The organism is Desulfurococcaceae archaeon, assembly GCA_038845865.1.
Taxonomy (GTDB): Archaea; Thermoproteota; Thermoprotei_A; order Sulfolobales; family Desulfurococcaceae; genus UBA285.
Genome location: JAWBQJ010000001.1, coordinates 323310 through 340879, shown reverse-complemented (window position 1 = coordinate 340879; position 17570 = coordinate 323310). Strand labels below are relative to the sequence as shown.

14 protein-coding genes and 1 tRNA gene are annotated in these 17570 nt (G+C 52.1%); 13 read left to right on the top strand and 2 right to left on the bottom strand.

The genetic code is table 11. The features are described 5' to 3' along the window. Nucleotides 1-227 precede the first annotated feature (227 nt). From QXU03_01725 to QXU03_01685, 9 genes are all read left to right on the top strand, one after another. Nucleotides 228-533: a hypothetical protein gene (locus QXU03_01725; GenBank protein MEM2170466.1), complete on the top strand. Its 306-nt coding sequence runs from the start codon at nt 228-230 to the stop codon at nt 531-533. Between the two features lie 264 nt (nt 534-797). After that, entirely contained in the window at nt 798-1484 is a 687-nt protein-coding gene (locus QXU03_01720; GenBank protein ID MEM2170465.1) for a hypothetical protein, read from the top strand. A gap of 185 nt (nt 1485-1669) precedes the next feature. Next, on the top strand, nt 1670-2863 hold the full coding sequence (locus tag QXU03_01715; GenBank protein ID MEM2170464.1) for a hypothetical protein: 1194 nt from the start codon (nt 1670-1672) through the stop codon (nt 2861-2863). 371 nt (nt 2864-3234) lie between these two features. Beyond that, nucleotides 3235-7425: a S8 family serine peptidase gene (locus QXU03_01710; protein MEM2170463.1), complete on the top strand. Its 4191-nt coding sequence runs from the start codon at nt 3235-3237 to the stop codon at nt 7423-7425. A 178-nt stretch (nt 7426-7603) separates the two neighbouring features. After that, nucleotides 7604-10510, top strand: coding sequence for a hypothetical protein (locus QXU03_01705; GenBank protein ID MEM2170462.1), 2907 nt, complete (start codon nt 7604-7606; stop codon nt 10508-10510). 148 nt (nt 10511-10658) lie between these two features. Next, nucleotides 10659-11255 (top strand): hypothetical protein, encoded by a 597-nt coding sequence (locus QXU03_01700; GenBank protein ID MEM2170461.1) that lies wholly within the window; start codon nt 10659-10661, stop codon nt 11253-11255. Then, complete coding sequence (locus QXU03_01695) at nt 11252-11833, top strand: hypothetical protein (protein MEM2170460.1); 582 nt, start codon at nt 11252-11254, stop codon at nt 11831-11833. Before QXU03_01700 ends, QXU03_01695 begins: the two co-directional genes overlap by 4 nt. Nucleotides 11834-11873: 40 nt before the next feature. Then, nucleotides 11874-11984, top strand: a tRNA-Met gene (locus tag QXU03_01690). Nucleotides 11985-12052: 68 nt separating this feature from the next. Beyond that, nucleotides 12053-13072 (top strand): deoxyhypusine synthase, encoded by a 1020-nt coding sequence (locus tag QXU03_01685; protein ID MEM2170459.1) that lies wholly within the window; start codon nt 12053-12055, stop codon nt 13070-13072. 12 nt (nt 13073-13084) lie between these two features. Here the strand turns inward: QXU03_01685 and QXU03_01680 are convergent, their stop codons facing one another. Further along, nucleotides 13085-13648: a winged helix-turn-helix domain-containing protein gene (locus QXU03_01680; GenBank protein ID MEM2170458.1), complete on the bottom strand. Its 564-nt coding sequence runs from the start codon at nt 13646-13648 to the stop codon at nt 13085-13087. Nucleotides 13649-13917: 269 nt separating this feature from the next. On the opposite strand from QXU03_01680, the gene QXU03_01675 reads away from it, so the two are divergent. The 4 genes from QXU03_01675 to QXU03_01660 are packed head-to-tail and all read left to right on the top strand — an operon-like array spanning nt 13918 to nt 17239. Continuing rightward, nucleotides 13918-15237, top strand: a complete 1320-nt coding sequence (locus QXU03_01675; GenBank protein MEM2170457.1) for a radical SAM protein — start codon at nt 13918-13920, stop codon at nt 15235-15237. Beyond that, nucleotides 15230-16138, top strand: coding sequence for an ABC transporter ATP-binding protein (locus tag QXU03_01670; GenBank protein ID MEM2170456.1), 909 nt, complete (start codon nt 15230-15232; stop codon nt 16136-16138). The genes QXU03_01675 and QXU03_01670 overlap by 8 nt, the downstream gene beginning before the upstream one ends. Then, complete coding sequence (locus QXU03_01665) at nt 16135-16881, top strand: hypothetical protein (protein MEM2170455.1); 747 nt, start codon at nt 16135-16137, stop codon at nt 16879-16881. The genes QXU03_01670 and QXU03_01665 overlap by 4 nt, the downstream gene beginning before the upstream one ends. 4 nt (nt 16882-16885) lie before the next feature. Next, complete coding sequence (locus QXU03_01660; protein MEM2170454.1) at nt 16886-17239, top strand: hypothetical protein; 354 nt, start codon at nt 16886-16888, stop codon at nt 17237-17239. On the opposite strand, the gene QXU03_01655 is transcribed toward QXU03_01660, so the two are convergent. Next, a complete protein-coding gene (locus QXU03_01655) occupies nt 17236-17562 on the bottom strand; it encodes a transcriptional regulator (protein MEM2170453.1) in 327 nt (108 codons plus the stop codon). The genes QXU03_01660 and QXU03_01655 overlap by 4 nt on opposite strands. Nucleotides 17563-17570: the final 8 nt, after the last annotated feature.

Sequence of the window (17570 nt, the reverse complement as noted above, 5' to 3'; positions counted from 1 at the left end):
AGTAGTGCGTGAACTACCTGAATAAACACCCTTCTTCCCGGCTAGAACGGGTTACAGAGAAGCTACGGAAACGTGTTGAGTCTCCAGAAGTTGGAGCTACCGTCAAATGGCGCGAGATATAGCTTCTCCTCGCCCAGTTATGCTTACAGCGCAGAAAACGCGCAGAAAGACATATAAGTTGTTTTAAATATTTACAATTATATAGAAAGGTATCTCGCTGGAAGGGGGTGAGCTTTACGAGGAAGAAAAAGTTTGGAAGAACGCTCCTTACGGAGGAGGAGGTTAAAGTTCTAGATGTACTGCTTAGGTACAACAACGTCACCGTAGCGGCTAAAATGCTCGGTAAGTCCCAGCCGACTGTTAGCATTGTAAAGAAAAAGATTGAAGAGAAAATAGACATGGCTATAGAGACGTTGAAGCTCGCGATAGAGAAAGGACTCGTAAAGATTGATGACATAGCGGACTTGGTATCCTCGATAGAGATGTACAGGAAGATTAAGGAAAAAGAAAAGGCGATAGCTGAAACGGCGTAAAAACCTCGCGATCAACCAGAGCATCCAATCAACCGCTACGAGCCCGGCACAGTAGCGGGCAGGAAGGTCAGCCGGCTTCCATGGAGGCGCCTCAGGAGAAACTTTACCTCCTAGGCGCGGAGAGATCGGCACTACCGCTACATACTATACCGAGTACGATTAAACTTATTAAGGAACACTGGTATTTGCCAATTTATGGGGAAAGCGCTTCTTCCACTACCAATGATTAGGTGGGTAAGATTGCCAGGGTGTTCAAGTACATAATTGCCTGTGGTGAGGTGGATAGTGAAGTTCACTGATATCAGAAAAGCCGCAAGAAGCAAAGACCCCAACCCACTTCAACCACCTATCACTCTAGAGGAGCCTTTAAACGAAGACGTTCACGGAAGAATTGCCCTATTCAAAGAGCTAGTTAAGGCCCTCTCCAAGGAGGAGATCAAGAGTATCTTGCAAAAGAGCATTGGCCCGAAGAACATGCCCAAGCTGTCAGCGATGATCCAGTTTTTAGAGATGAAGAGTGGAGAGGCCGTGAGCGAGGAGTTTACCAGAAACATAATCTTACTTTCACTTCTATACGGATCCGAGAAAAGCGTGAAGAAGCTGACTTTCACCGACTTGGTCTTTCAAGCACTCTATGAAACCTTCTCCAAGCAGCTTAAGAACCGTATTAATGCTAAAAGTCCAGGACTAGCTTATACCCTTGACCTATACTGCATGAAGTTTAACAATAGTGATTGCATAGCCTTGTTACTAGACAACCCCGAAGCCTTTAAAGCCCTTTTAATTAGGGTTTACGGGTCGCTACAGACCGTGGAACTCATTGCAAAAATGTACCTTTCACTCATACTAGGAGACGAGAATTCGGAAGCGGTAGACTCCCTGGTCGAGGTGTTCATGACCGATCCGAGCAGCCTACGTGAAAGACTGAGAGAAATGCTGAAACGGGAATAGCGACCTGGAGCTCTTTTAACGAGTAGTGAGCACTGCTTTTCAAGCCTGAGCAGCATCCGCGCGCTTACCTGGTGCTATACGCTGGCTTGAGGCAGATCTTCACCTTCAACGGTACGGGTAGTTAGAGTAGTTTCACCAGGCTCTCCTCCTTGTAAACCGCTCCTAGTTGCTGGTGGGCGTGCTCCATGCACGGTGTAGAGTCCATTGTAGGTGCTTACTTAGCGTTAATGGTGGTAGTGGGCTTGATCATGGGCTTTTGCGCTTGGATGACTAACTCGGTGGAGGGCGTGAATAGCCAGTTGAACAGTGGTCTTGAGAGGTTCTACTACGTAATATACCCGCCCGTTCTTTCGCTGCGTTATGTGAACGAGAGCTCTTTCAAGCTGGTAATACAGCCCTACCTCCCAGTCCACGTCACCGAGATCGTGGTTAAAGACGCGCTGAATAACCCAGTTCACTGCGAGCGCCTAGACATGCTCATAACGAGTGCCTACGAAGTCGAGTTACCAGCGTTCTCCGAGCCGGTGAGCATAGTGGTATTGTCCAAGAACGGTATAGCCTACTACTACGTGCCTAGGCTAGACCCGAACCTATCACGCGCCCCCGAAACCATAAGGAACAAGGTTTACGTGGACCCCGAGCTACTACGATACCTGAGGCTTCCAAGCGGCGATAGCGGTGAAGGTGTGTGGGCGGTGTTGCCCGTTGGCTTTAAGGTCTTCGTAGGCAACTCCAGCTCCGTGAACGCGCTCATCGAGGGTCCAGGCATAGAGCTCTTCACGCAATCTCCTAATGTAGGCCTCTTCCGCCGGGTTACGTACGCGTACTCCGACCCAGTGTACTGCATTCCATCGGTGCTCACTTACAGCAGAGTGAGCGGTGCTTTTAACGGGTGCGGTGTATCGGTGAACTACACCGTGATGGGGGACAGCATCGAAGTGCTCTCTAACGGCGCGTACTTGCAGGTCTACAGGGTCATTAGGGTCCGCGGCGTGGACGTCTTAAGCATCAAGGTGAACATTAGCGTAGTAGCCAGCTCTACCGTAGCCTTCACTCCCGTGATGTACGTCTACGAATCCAGCTACCTGCTACACTTCCCGGTGACTTACGTTGACCCGGCTACCATACCAACCACGGGGCAGTTCTACTCCCTGGGGAGCACTTACTGGGCCACAGTGTGGTACCCTGAACGCTATGTAATGCCGTGGATTCTCAGGCTGAGATTAAGGGACGCTCCAATAATGGCAAGTAACTGGAATGAAGTATACTCTGCAACTATAAGCCTTAGAGAGCTTGCCATGGAAGAAGCCTACGTAGTGGTGGGTGTAGAGGCTTTAACGGGCTCGCTCACAGTGAGAATAAGCGTATCGAGCAACTAAGGGTCGCATATCCGCGAGTAACCGACCGTGTTTAGCGCGGCGACTGGAACGCCTTTCCCGCTCTGAGCTCCTCTACGTTTACTGGGAGGCTCATCGCGGTTTCCCCGGGTCACCTCCCCGCGGGTGATCGTGGATCCCGGAAACGCGAGATCTGGTGAGTGCGCTAACGGGACCTAGCTAGTGGGCACGGGCAACTGCGCGCTATAAGCGCCTATTTAACCGCCCCGAAGGCACCGAAAGGCCTGGAACAATCCGCGAGAACGGAACAGTACGCGATCTCGGACTACAGTGAGGGTAGCTTTAGTGAACACGAAAACTTGTTAAGACTTATTAACTTCTTCTATGCTTTCTCATAAACAGGGGTGCCTGTAATGAGCTATAGAGCGTTCAACAGAGTACCTAAGTACGTGTTAGTTCTAGTTCTAACATCACTCCTACTAGTTCCCTTAACACCTTCAATGGCCCTGGCGGGAAGTACCGGCTCGGAGCTAGCTCCGAGGTACAGTAGAGCTTACGTGAGCCCCGCACTCCTTGACGAGAACTACTGGAACCACGGTGCATACGTAGAAGACCCCGCGCTCTTATCGTTCACTAAGCCTAGCAGAGATGTATTTAACCTGGTAGAAGGCGTCAAGGTAGGGCAGGTAATTATTGTTGTTGATAAGAGCACTCCCTTAACCGCCTTAAAGGGCAAGGTATTAGGTCTCGTCGCGGCGCTACCCACCCACGTGTACGACGTCGTCATCGCGGCGATAACGAGGGATCAGCTGGACGAGCTGGCGCGCACGCCGGGGGTCTTAGCCATACTACCCGACACCAGGCTAGACGCCTTGATCAATAGGGAGCAGAGAATGGCGGATGAGGTGCTCGGAACCGACCAGCTACTGGGCGAGGTGTTGCAAGTAGGGAGCGGTGGTACGGGAAGCTACCACTACACCGTTAACATAACCGGGGCGATAGATGTGTGGACGCAGTACGGTGTTAGGGGCGAGGACGTAAAATTAGCCATCATCGATACCGGCGTGGATTACGCTTCACCCGGGTTAGGGCTAGACGCGATAGCTAGGGACGAGTACGGGCTACCACTGGTATTTGACGTTAGTAGCCTAGGACTAGTACTAACGCCGGTCAAGGCGATGCCCACGGGAGACGGGTACATAGTAGTAGACCCTGCACAGCTCTACCTGTTCTATCCGCCGTACTACGTATTCAAATGGACCGCCGGCCTGTACGTCAGCGTATCCGGTTGCAGAGCATTCACGGGCTGGTTACCCTTCCCTGAAGGTAACAAGTGGTACATTGGAAGCATACCTAGTAGTGGCGTGGTAAGGTTCGGTTTAATGATGCAGTACGTGTCCACGGCCATCGCCACGATATACTACACCGTACCGGTAATAGTCGTCGACAGTAACGGGGACGGGTACTACGACACGCTGTACGCTGACACCTCTACTGCACTATACCTGTTGAGATGGGCCCTCGAGCCAGCACCCTGCAGTGTAAGCATACCGGGAGACGTGGGCCGATCACCCGATTTCTCATTCGCTGACGAAACACCCATTAAGTACGGTAACGAAGTCGTTGCAAGGGACCTCAACGGGGACGGGCTCTACGACTACTCTGTTGGCACGCTAGCAGGTTACGTGTACGATGCTGCCTTCGGCATAATACTCGAAAAGACGGGTGCCTTGAAAGAGCACGTCACGCCGTTACCGCCACTCTACGGTATCAGCACGTACACGCTGCTTTCACTTGAAACTTGGAGTGGTGAAACAGTAGCACTCGTGTGGCCTGGACTAGACCCCTACGGAGACTACGTCGTAATAGAGTACGACTACCACAGCCACGGGACCTTCTGCGCTACCACAGCGGCCGGTAGAGACTACTATGCAGAGACAGGGTACGGTGTTAGGAGCATGTCGGGCCAAGCACCCGCAACGAAGATCGCGGCCTCGCCAGCGCTGTACTTCGGCACGGTAGCTGTCTCAGTGTACTTCTTCACGGGGTTCGACATCGCGACCCCCTACGGTACGGGCTCCACGTACCTGTGGCCAGCGCTACTAACAAACCCGTGGATAGCCTTCGAGGGCTGGTCCTGGAAATGGACCTACACTGGGCAGCACCAAGTAGACATAACCAGTAACTCCTATGGAATTAGCGGCTGGGCTCTGTGGGGCTGGAACAGCGGAATGGACCCCGAGAGCCTGCTCTTCGACTACACAACGCTGGTAACGGGCACGGCTCACTTCATAGCCGTGGGTAACGGTGGACCGGGCTACGGTACCATAGCCTCGCCAGCAGCATCTTCACTATCAATAAGCGTTGGCGCGGCCACGGAGTTCACATATAGGCCGATCTACGGCTACGCGTGGCCCGGTTCAAGCAGGCAGGTCATAAGCTGGAGCAACCGCGGCCCAACAGAGCTCGGCGTGGTTAAGCCGGACGTGGTCGCCGTCGGCGCGTTTGCCTGGGCTACGGGTAGAACGTGGCAGGCACTCGGCTACAGGACACTTAACGGGAGGCTGGTACACGCGCTGTTCAGTGGTACCAGCCAAGCCACGCCCATGGCCGCCGGTGTCGGCGCACTAGTAGTATCGGCTTACAAGTCCAAGTACGGTTCGAGGATACCGCCATACCTACTGAAAACAGTGTTGATGAACAATGCCCACGACATGGGCTTTGACGAGCTATCACAAGGAGCGGGCTTCGTGAACGCGTACAAGGCCGTGACCGCCGTACTAGACCCGTCATACCCCAGGGTGTACTCGAGGGACTTGCTAAAAGACCTGCTCTCAGAGCTCTCTGGCACTTACAGTTCAGTAACGTATGGTGAGATTCCGTCCGGGGAGTGGTTTGAGCCAAAAGTATTCATACCCGAAGTAGCCGCCAGGGCCGTTACAAGGACTATCACGATCGAAGGTGCCGGCGACTACAAGGTGTACTCCACTAGGCTGGAGGCTGTGGAGACGAGGAGCTTCTGTGACCTGGTTAAAGGCGTAGTTGAGCCGGCTGTCATAACCTCGTGTAGCGGTGACAGCATCACACTAAACGTCACAGCCGCAACGGTGTACGGGCACATGGTCGTAGACGCCGAAGCATTGAAGAAGTACGACTACTTCGAAATAGAGGTGATATACCCCTTCGAGTACTTCGAAGCGGGCGGTAGAACCGGGGCGTACAATAACACGATCTCGTCGAGCATACTCGAACTAGCGTACTGGATCGACGTCGGTGCTGATGGCAGGTTTTCATGGCTCGAAACCGCCAGAATATACTACAATATACTCGGAGGAAACGCCCTCAGGGTGCAAATGGGCGACCTTGAAGGGCAGATCAGCGAGATCGAGCACCTGGTTAGGGCGTACATGGGCGTAGAGCCCACCACGCTACCGAGATACCTCGTCGTGAGGCTGGGAGTATCAGGTGCCACGTATAGGGGATTAATACCCGTCAAGGCAAGGGTCGTAGGGTACCAGTACAAGCCCTGGGCAGAGGTCTACGCGACGCCCTCGAGAGTACTGGTTGGCAAGGGTGAGAAGGCAGTAGTCAACCTCATTGTCAGGGCGCCCGCAAACCCAGGGTTCTACAGCGGCTACGTAGTGGTGGAGGAGGCCGCGAAAGGTTTCCGTGCACTGGTACCAGTATCGTTCTTCGTGCCCGTGGAGCTCAGAGAGGAAAGGATATACGCCATTAAGCCCTACACGGAGAACACGCCCAGGAAGAACACTTACTTGAGAGGGGCATTCGACTACACGTGGAGGTACGAATCAGGCGATTGGAGGGTGTTCAAGGTCATAGTACACCCCGCACTCAGAGACCCATGGGCCCTTGGCGTGAGGGTAACCTGGCCCGTGTACGACAAGCCCGAGTACGCCAGCAACGTGGACGTGCACGTGTACGGCCCCTACACCTACTACATGGTGGACCCGGCCACCCTAAGGGTATACGAGTACACGGTTAACAGCGTGCAGCTAGCCGCGGAGCTCTCGAGAGACCCGCGTGGCGGGGGTAGCTACAACCCGACTAGGTTCTGGGACAGCGTTGAACCCGGCTTATCGATGGTGGTGTCACCGGCTCTCACTCCAGGCGTTTACAGGGTTGTCGTGAGGAATATACAGTTCCGCGGAGTAGACTACGCTGAGCCATTCACAGTGGAACTAATACCCGTGGTTACGAGGATTACAGCAGGCTATAACGCCGCCGTTAAAGGGTACGAGTTATTACTAAGTATTAGAACGCAGGTCAAAGACCTACTACCAGCAGTACTGAACGCGACTAACACGGGAATGGTATACACGGATACGGGAACCTACTATATACCCGACCTGCTCAAATACGGGCTGGTAGTTTACACCGAAGTCGTGAGCGTAACTAGTACGGTACTAGACGTTAGGGTGGTAGTGAAGCCTACTGACACGGCGCCGAAAGGCGCGTACATAGTACCGCTAGAAGCGCTGATGAAAATGCCGGTAACAACTGTCGGCTGGATTGATGGAGGGACGGCGAGAGTGTACTTTGAGTGGTATAGCATACCGCTATACCTGCCGCTAACCGTGTGGTAGGAAAGCCTACACGTCACCAAGCTTTTTTAAACCCCACTGTTCCTCCAACTCCTCTGCGCTACTGGAGGCAGCCGCCGGGTCGCCCATTGTATACAGATCTAGGAGTGTGCCAAGAAGGTGTAGACATGGGGTTTAAATACCAAGCTCGCTATACGTATTTTTCGAGTGAGGTGTATCCATGAATAGGGAAGTATTCCATAAGGTAACCTCAATACCCCTACTAGTGCTCGTAGCCCTCTCACTGCTCGTAGCCGTAACACCGCTACTAGTAAACATGCCAGTAGTGTACGCTGCACGAGGAAACCCCAGGTTAGCGGCACTCCACTGCCTGCCCGATCCCAGCACTGGAGTAATACAATCTTGTGATCAAATAATAATCGCAAGCTCTAACGTGTCGGTCAGAGCCGGAGAGATGTTCGTTGAAAAGGTAGACGGTGTAGACGTCCCCACACCCGCTACGGGCTACTACTGGTACTTCACAATAGTGTTCGTCTTAGACCTATATCAACCCACAGAGCAACGCTTCGTGTCATTCGACGGCGCGCAGTTCGACCTCTACATCAGTAAAGACGGTTACTCAGCACTAAGCCCAGACGACATCATGTATGCTAGGCCGTTTTACCTGACCGAGCTGTTCTCGCCACTAGCAAACAAGACTATTAGAAACCCCGTACTCAAGGGCGGTGAAGGAATGTTCCACATAGGCATCGTGACAGGGCCGCTCACAGACCCCGTTGCAGGCGCAACGTACCAGAACGCAGTTGTAGTGGTAGGCCCAATACCCTTCGACATCACAGTAGAGTACAGGTATATCAAGGTGTTTGATGGCACTGCAACCGCCGTAGCCGTAACGCAGCAAACGGTAGACATACTGGGCTCCATAGACATAACGCCCAGGTCAGGTCCTGGCGGCGCGTTAGTGACTATTAGAGGTGTAGCTCTAAGGCCAAACGCGCTAGTAAACATAACGTATACCGGTGTAACGTACACGGGGGCAACTGGTATACCTCCCGAAAACGTGACAAATGTACTAGTAGGCCAGGTGTGGACTGACGCGCAGGGCAGGTTCACTTACACGTTCAGAGTAATAGACCTGCTAATGAACTGGGTGGGCACTAACACCAGTGTTCCCTACGCTGATCTGGATATCACCGTCCTCTACAACATATCCGCCTGGGGCACTGTCGGCACTGTCTCTTACAGAGAGTACGCGAGGACCTTCGTGGAGCTGAGGTCAGTGACTTACGGCCATGTAGCGCAACGATTTGTAAGCCTAATGCAGGGCTCCGGTAATGCGTCACTAACTGTGAACGTGTACGTATTTGATACAATCGTCGTAGCTGGCTCCTGGTGGAACCCGGCTGACAAGGTGAAGTTCTACATCGGTACTACCCTAATAGGCGAAGCCACCGTAAATGCCACAGGGTTCTTTAACGCGACACTAACGGTACCCGAGCTATCGGTAGGAATACACACTGTTAGGGCCGAAAACGCCGGAGTGTACTACACGTTTAACATATACGTGAATCCGACGATGATAGTAATACCGACCTCCGGCAGGATAGGCGACACAGTAGAGGTTAGAGTGTACGGGTTCCCGGCAAACACACTCGTTGGTATATGGTGGGAATACGAGTGTCCCCTCACACCGGGCATTGTTGGAAAGCCGACAACTTCAATACCAGGATATGCGTATGTGTCTGGGCTTTATGTTAATGTAGCTAACGGCACAACGGGGCCGGACGGCCGGTTCAATGTAACGGTGACCTTCACTGTACCCTTTGATGCCGGTGGACTGCGCCTCATAGTGGCATGCGCCAATTACTGGAACTGCACAGGCACTCCAACGATATCCTACGCGTACTTCAGGGTACTGCCGAAACTAGCGGTCACTCCCGCGGAGTTCCCAGGTGATGGTAGGGCAGTATCCGTTACGGGTACGGGCTTAGACGATGACACGACTTACACGTTTGCCGTTGACAACCAGCTACTGTTCCCAGACCTCAGGTGTGATTCGTGCGGGCGTATCAGCATAACCCTATTTGCAGCCGGCTTCAGGCCAGGAGTGCACGCCGTTGCACTTTACGAAAACACGGCGCCGGCAACGGGTGTTGGTAACAGGGTACTCCGCGACTACATAACCTTCAGAGTAGTATGTACTGGGGACACCATATGTGAAAGCGTACTCAAAATAGACGTACTAGCCGGAAAAGTCGACACGATAATCGGCGACCTCGTAGTGGTTAAGAGCGACGTAGGCGAGATCAAGGCTAAACTATCAGCTCTAGAACCCGTGATAACTGAAATTAGAGGTAACGTGGCAACTCTACTAACGAAGATCGGCACGATCGAAGCTAAGGTAGATGACATCAAGAACTTAATTGAGTCAGGTAACGCTGTGTTAACAGCTATTAAAGGCGACGTGGCCGAGATAAAGACAACTGTAGGTGACATCAGAGCCAGAATCACCGCGCTGGAACCCGTGATAACTGAAATTAGAGGTAACGTGGCAACCCTACTAACGAGAGTTGGCGCGGTTGAAGCGAGCGTCACCACCATTAGAAGCCTTGTTGAGTCAGGTAACGCTGTGTTAACAGCTATTAACGGCACTATAGCGACCATCAAGACTGATGTGGGAGACATTAAGGCGGACTTATCGGCCATTAAGCCGACAATAACGAGCATAAGCGGCGACGTCGTAACGATCAAGACCGCGGTAGGCGATATCAAGGCTGACGTGTCGGCAATTAAGCCCGTTGTAACGGACATCAAGGACGGGGTTGCAAAAATACAGACAGCTGTGGGAGAGCTTACGGGCGTGGTGGAGAGGATTGACGGCAACGTGGCAACCATTAAGACCGACGTTGGCACGATCAAGGCCGACGTGAGCGACGTCAAGGGCAGAGTACCGACCATACAAACAGACGTAGCGGCTGTGAAGGGCGACGTGTCGGCGGTTAAAGATGCAACGGGCACTCTACCGGGACTATCAGCTGCCATATGGGTTGCAGTAGTGTTCTCGATAATCTCGGCGGCGCTAGCGGCGTTTACGGTAATAACGGTACGCAGGAAAATAGCCGGGTAGGCCTTGAAGACAAACCACGTACTTTTTCTTCTCTCTTTTTAAAATACACATACTCCTAGCTCCTTGCACTTACCTAAAACTAGCTGAATAAAATGGCCTGCGCTACCCTAACACGCTTATATACTAGATCACTACTACTAATACCTGGGTGCTTTACTTGCCGGTCATCAACGAGAGGAAGTCGCTTTTTGCTAGGCGCGATCTAGTGGACCGGTTAATGGCCATTGCCAATGAAAAGGGCACGAGCCTCTACAGCCTAGTAAACGACGTCTTTGAATCGTACATTAAGCTCGAAGAACTGGGCGTGAACATTCAAAGCGTGCTCGAAAAACTACTCTTCTACGACAGAGTGCGCCGGGCAGGATACGTACTGGTACCCAGAGAGCTCTGGGACCACGCCGTGAGGGAAGTGTACGAGAAAGGTGCTGAAAGCCACGCGGGCAGGTGGCTTAGCGTAGGTGCGAGACTAGGCAAGTACTACAGGAGTCTCGACGTGAAAGACCCCTTAAACACGCTAGTAAAAGACCTCGAAAGCGCCTTCAGCTGGCTTGGCGAGGTATTAGTGCACGTTAGCGATAACCACCTAGACCTGGTCATCGCAGGGCCCGAGCTAACGGGCAACCTCGCGAAGCTGGTGGTGGAGATGCTTAAAGGAGCTCTTGAAGAGTTCGAGTACTCCTTTGCGGGAACGGTTGAAGCGGCTGGCGTCGTTAAGGTCGTCTTCGAGAAGAAGGTGGTAAAGTGAGCGGTGAGAGGGAGGAAAAGAAGCTAGTATACGTTCCCAAAAGCCTCGTAGACAGGCTCATCGAAGTAGCCAGGAGAAGCGGTACACCCATCAGCAAGCTAGTAGAGTACTCTATAAGCCACTTTCTAAAAGTAAACGAGCTGGGTTACAGCTTCGAAGAAGCGCTGGAAACGCTGAAGGCGTTCAAGTACCTCAAGGCCCTTGGAGGGGTTTTCACGCCCAAACCGGTACTGGAGTGCTTCGAGAGCTACACGTGTACTACGCGGGAAGAAAAGCTAAAGAGGTGGCGCGAGGCCGGTAAGGCCTATGGAATGTACCTACGGGAAACGTCGGGAAGCCCCGTCAAGACCCTCAAGGCACTCCTTGAAGTATCCAGGTGGGATCTGAGCGAGGTGGAGGTCAGCGATGGGGGAGACTTCTATAAGCTACGCTGCGTATCGCCAGCACTTAACGAAGAGGACACGGCCTACCTGGCGGAGTTCATAAGGGGTATCCTAGAGGGGCTCGACACGCAGATTGGAAGAGTGGAGTTCACGAGGGGGCTAGTAATAGCGGAGTTCGCGGCGCCCCGTAGATGACAGCATTTATAAGGAAACTCATTATACATAGAATGGGGGCGCCGCCGTAGCTCAGCCTGGCAGAGCGCCGGACTCATACGGGCTTACGAGTGCGTGCGGAGTCGGCCTAGGAGAGATCCGGTTGCCCCGGGTTCAAATCCCGGCGGCGGCACTCCCTAGCACTCCACTTTAAATACCCAGCTCTCCTAGTTAACAAGGGTGTTAACCTTGAGAGGTGAAATGCCCCACTTCGCATATGGCGTAGTAAGGGCCCTCGAAGTGAAGGATCGGAGCGTGCACGAGCTACTACTAGAGATGTCTAACTGTTCTTTTCAAGGGCGCGCTCTCGGTGAAGCCTACAAGGTACTAATAGAGATGTTCAAAGACCCCGACAGCACAATTTTCCTCGGATTAGCAGGTTCGATGAGCACGGCCGGAATGTGGAAGATCATCAGGTGGCTCATCGAGGAAAGGTACGTAGACGTGGTAGTGTCCACGGGCGCTATCATAAGCGAAGACGTGTACGAAGCGATGGGCTTCAAGTACTACAAAGTACACCCATGCATAGATGATGAGATGCTGTTAAAACTCAAGTATGACCGATTCTACGACACAGTCGCGAGCGAAGTGGACTACAGGAGAATGGAGCTGCTGATAAAGGACTTCGTGGAGACACTACCAGACGGCGTGTACTCGACGGCTGAGTTCCTTCACGAGTTCGGCAAGTACCTCACTGAAAAGGGCGTTGACAGCATAGTGGCCGCAGCGTACAGGGCGGAGGTACCTGTATTCTCGCCGGCGCTCGTAGATAGCGCTTACGGCATGGCGCTTCTACTAGCGTACAGGAAGGGCAAGAGAGTAGTGCTGGACATGGTGAAGGACTTCCACCAGCTAGTGGAGATCGGAAGACGCAGTAAGAAGCTGTCCGCGATATACGTTGGTGGAGGCGTACCCAAGGACTACGTCAACCTCGTAACGGTAGCACAGACGCTAATAGCGGAGTACGAGGACAGAGTACAAGACTACTATAAGGGATTCGAGTACATAGTGCAATTCACAACGGATATGCCGCAATGGGGTGGTTTAAGCGGGGCAACACTAGAAGAGGCGGTGAGCTGGGGCAAGGTATCACCACTAGCGAAGAAGAAGATGGTGCACGTTGACGCGACGATAGCGCTGGCACTAATAGCGCACGGACTAAAGGCGGGGAACGTGAAGCGGGTAAAAGCGCAGAACGTGATGCAGGTGATTAAGCAGTAGAACAGCTCGCTGCTAGTCCTCCAAGTCGTTGATTAAAGCGTAAACAAAAGACTCCCCAGCGAGCTCCCTTAGAATAATGACTGAGGCCTGTACTACCAACGCCAGTGAGAGGTTACGTAGCACCTTTTTCCTGAGATGTTCCGGCACGGTCTCCAGGCACTTGAGCTCAGATCTCTCTGCTAGAATACCCCCTATTTCGTCGATTAGGCCAGCTACGTGCTTTTTAAGGACATCTATCTGCGTAGATAAGCGTTCCCTCAGAGAGGACAGCTCGCTGAACAATATGTATGGTAGCGTTAACCTATAGTAAATTTCGACTTTAAACTTCTTGGGGTGCTCCGATGCCTCTTCGATGAAACCGATTTCCTTTAACCTCCTGAGGTGCTCGTGAACCGTTGAAGGTGCTAAATTCAGCTCTTCTGAGAGCTCCTTAAGCGTGAGAGGCCCGCGCATTGCCAGCAAGTACACTATCGCCTTTCTCGTGGGATTCTCCAACGTGGCAAGCCCCCTGGTAAACAAACCATGTGTTCCTATGAATACGCGCTTACTGTACTCACCCACCGGATCGCCGCTCACAACTCCCCCCAGTATCTTACTAATGACTTCGATAGCTAATTAGGGCTTTATAAATTAGTAGTTTTGGTTATTCGGAAATACTCGAAACGTTTATAAGGCCGCATACCACAGTAGGTAGTGGGGGTGAAAATGAAGGTTAAAACACGCATTATAGTCCTCGAGAAGAGTAAAATAAATGTGAGAGAGCCCAACTTCTGTGGTCCGTACTGCTCGCTCGTTTGCGGAGGCCTCATCATAGCGCCAGACTAGGGTAATTAGGGTAATCTATAGTGGTCAAGCTGTCCAAGTTCAACTTGGTTTTTCCCTTCAACTCCTCCTTCGACCTCGTTTACAACACCTTTCACGGTTCCCTCCTTTTAGTTGATAGGGAAGTAGGCCTCGCCATTAAGCGGGGTGATTTAAGGCCCCTCCTTTCAGACACTGAAATTTACAGGCAACTTCTCTCGGTTAACGTCATTCTAGACGATGGCATCCTCGAAGACGAGGTACATCACCGTCTATCACGCGAACTCAGATTCACTAAAAAGGCCATTTCGCTCTTCCTAGGCCTCACGAGCCGCTGCAACCTCGCCTGCATATACTGCTACCAATCTCTAAGACCCAGCATGGATGGTTACGATCTTTCAGAGAGAGAGTGGCACAGTCTACACGGCCTACTCGAGAGGAGGGTTAAAGGGGGAACAGACTTCATAGCCATAGCACTTTACGGTGGTGAACCGCTACTAAATACCTCAATGGCGAAGAAAGTGGTTAAAGACGTAGAGAGGCTCGCTTCCGAGTACGGTATTAAGAAGGAGCTCGCAGTAATAACTAACGGCACTATTTACAGCAAAGACGTGGAAGAGGTAGTTACAGCGGTTAATACGATACAAGTAACCGTAGACGGCGTAAAGGAGGTTCATGATGGTCGAAGACCTTTCAAGAACGGCCGCGGATCATTCAGCACGATAGTGGACAACACACTCGCCTTCGTAGATAAGCACCACAAGAGCATCGGCATAAGGGTTAACGTCGATGAACACAATATCGAGAGGGCACGCGAGCTAGTGGACTTCCTAGCAGACTTGGGGTTACAAAAAAAGGTCGTAGCCGTGGACCTGTCACCTGTACACCCCGAGCAGGTCGCTAACTACACGCCGTTCAAGACGTCGAAGAACTACCACGAGTACTATATGAGCGTATCGAGGAAAATAGTGGAAGTACTAGAGTACGCGGTTGAAAGAGGATTCAAGATCTCCAAGGTCTTCGTTAAAGGCCCGTGCATATGCAAGTACGTAAACGGGTACGCGGTGGATGAAAAGCTAAACGTCTACCTATGTCCAGCGTACATGTACGGGACACCTATAGGCAGGATAGTGGATGAAAAAACCATTGTGGTATCGCCGGAGAAGTTCCACCCAGTAGTCTACGATCCCCCGTGCACCAAGAACTGCAAGTACGCGCCCATGTGCTACGGTGGTTGCATCTACTTGAAGTCGAAAAACGTGCCCACGTGCCTCAAAGTACTTTACGGCGAAGAGCACCTTGAGAGGCTCCTACGCGCCTACGCGGTATCGAAGTACAGGGAGCTGGTGGAGCCCGGTGAGTGACCTCGTAGTGGCCGCGGAAAAGGTTACGAAGATCTATCCTAACGGCATTAAGGCTAATGTCAACGTGTCGGTGGAGGTCTATAGAGGTGAAGCCGTCTGCCTCATGGGGCCCAACGGTGCCGGCAAAACAACGCTAGTCAGGCAAGTTATCGGTGTGCTTAAACCGACGAGCGGTAAGATCACAGTTTTAGGCTCTAACCCCGTTGAAAAACAAGACGTCATCAGGAAGGAGGTTTCATACACGCCGCAACTACCACTAGTGTACCCTTCGCACAAGGTCATAGAAGTGGCTAAGTTCATCGCGGATCTATCCGGCACACCGTACACTAGGGTACATGAAGTACTACAATCCCTAGGCTTGTGGGGCGTTAGGGATAAAATGGGCTACCAGCTGTCCGTGGGTCAGAGAAAGCTACTGCTACTAGCGCTTTCACTCATAAAGAACAGCGAGCTCTTAATACTAGACGAGCCTACGAGCTTCATCGACATATTCAAGAAGAGATTGGTTTGGGACATACTTGCACACGAAAAGAGCAGGGGGAAGACCATACTACTGGTAAGCCATGACCTCGAAGAGGTGAAGAGGCTATGCGACAGGGTGTACTTGATGGTCTACGGGAGGGTAGTGAACCACTTCTCAACCCTCGAAAAAGTAGAAGGTGGTGCAGAAGTGAGGTTGATGACGAAGTATGCTGACAAGGTGGCCCAGCTGCTGAAAAGAAGCGTTATAGCTGTCAACGAGGGGCTTGTAGTTGCTAGGTACAGGTCCTTACTAGACGCACTAGTAGACCTCGAAAACTTGGCCTTCAACGGAGAACTCAGGGACGACGTTAAAATATACCTCGAATACCCCTCGATAGAGACCCTCTTAGAGTCCTACATCAGGGGTGTACAGCCTTGAAGCTCTCCACCCTGTTAAAGTCCGTGTCCTTCACGCTCAAGATGTACAGGCTTTTCTGGATGACTCTCGTAATGGTCACGGTTGTACTGCCCTTCACGTACCTCGTCGTAGTAGTGATGTTTTCAGGTGGTAACCCCGAGTCACTGGCAACCGGCTTAACTGGCTTCCTGGTAATGACGTCGTTCTCCGCGCTGGTGTACCCGACGGCTATATCCATAGCAAACATGTTTGAAGAGCAGGCGCTAGAGCTCTATGCCACCTTACCCGTTTCGCTGAGAGTGCTTCTAGCATCAAACGTCATCTCGCAGTTGATTTTCAGCTCCACACCAGTAGTTCTCGGAGTAGTAACACTCGTGCTCATCGCGGGTAGCGTACACGGAGCGTACATGGCGCTAGGACTACTGTACTCCACGACGATCTTCTCATTCACGGCACTAATTCTCGGGCTCAGCGTTCGGAGCAGGTACAAATTAGAACCCGTACTCATGTCCCTAATGATGCTCGTCATCGTCGCCACGCCACTATACTACAGGCTCTTCGGGCTAACCAAACCACTAAGAGAGATTTTAGTTGCTAACCCCGTAACGCACATTGTCTGCTTACTCAGGCTGGGCATAGGCTTAAGCGAAGGTGTACCTGCAGAGGTGTCGATCGCGTACCTAACGGCGCTCTCGCTCGCACTTTTCGCATTAACGTGGTACAAGACTCGCGGCGGGGTTTTAACGGTGATCGAGAAGAGGTGAGCTCGTGTTAATGCTAACTAGTACAGTAGATGCGGCGGGGAGCGTAGTAGACTACATTAAGTTGCACGCAAAGAACAAGTTTCCCGGGCTACTTGAACTGCTAGAGCTGCACTGTAAGCTGAAACTGAAATCGAGCTTACTCGAAGCGTTTATTACGAAGCCGGAGTTTGTTTTCGAGGTAATACAGAAAATCTACTCCAACTCCGAGGTGGCAAGCCTGATCATGTTAGAGGCCTTCTTAAAGCCTGTCACCGCTCTGACGAGAGGGCATAAAGATCCGAGGGAACTGTTAGAACTGCTGCTCAGGGACCCTGAGGAGTTTAAGAGAGAAATTAAAAAGCTCCTAGCAGTTTACTAGCCTCTCCTGACAATGGTAAACCTAGGGGCTGCCACCCACTCGCCTTTGCAGCGAGGACACCTACTGGGTTTTCTAGGCCTATTCAGGTTTTTGAACACGTAACCGCACTTCTTGCAGTAAGGAGGCTCCATCACTAATATTTCCCGCCCACCGCTCCTGGCACGTAGTGATCTCGCGGCGTGCACTAGGTGCTCGTACACGTCTTCGGCCGCTATATCGGTACCGAGCTCCCTCGCTATCTCATCAACTGTGAGCGGTCTACTACTCCTCCTTAAAATCTCAACAATCCTCTCCCTGGTAGTTGCCGCCTCTTCGGGCCGCATCACCTACC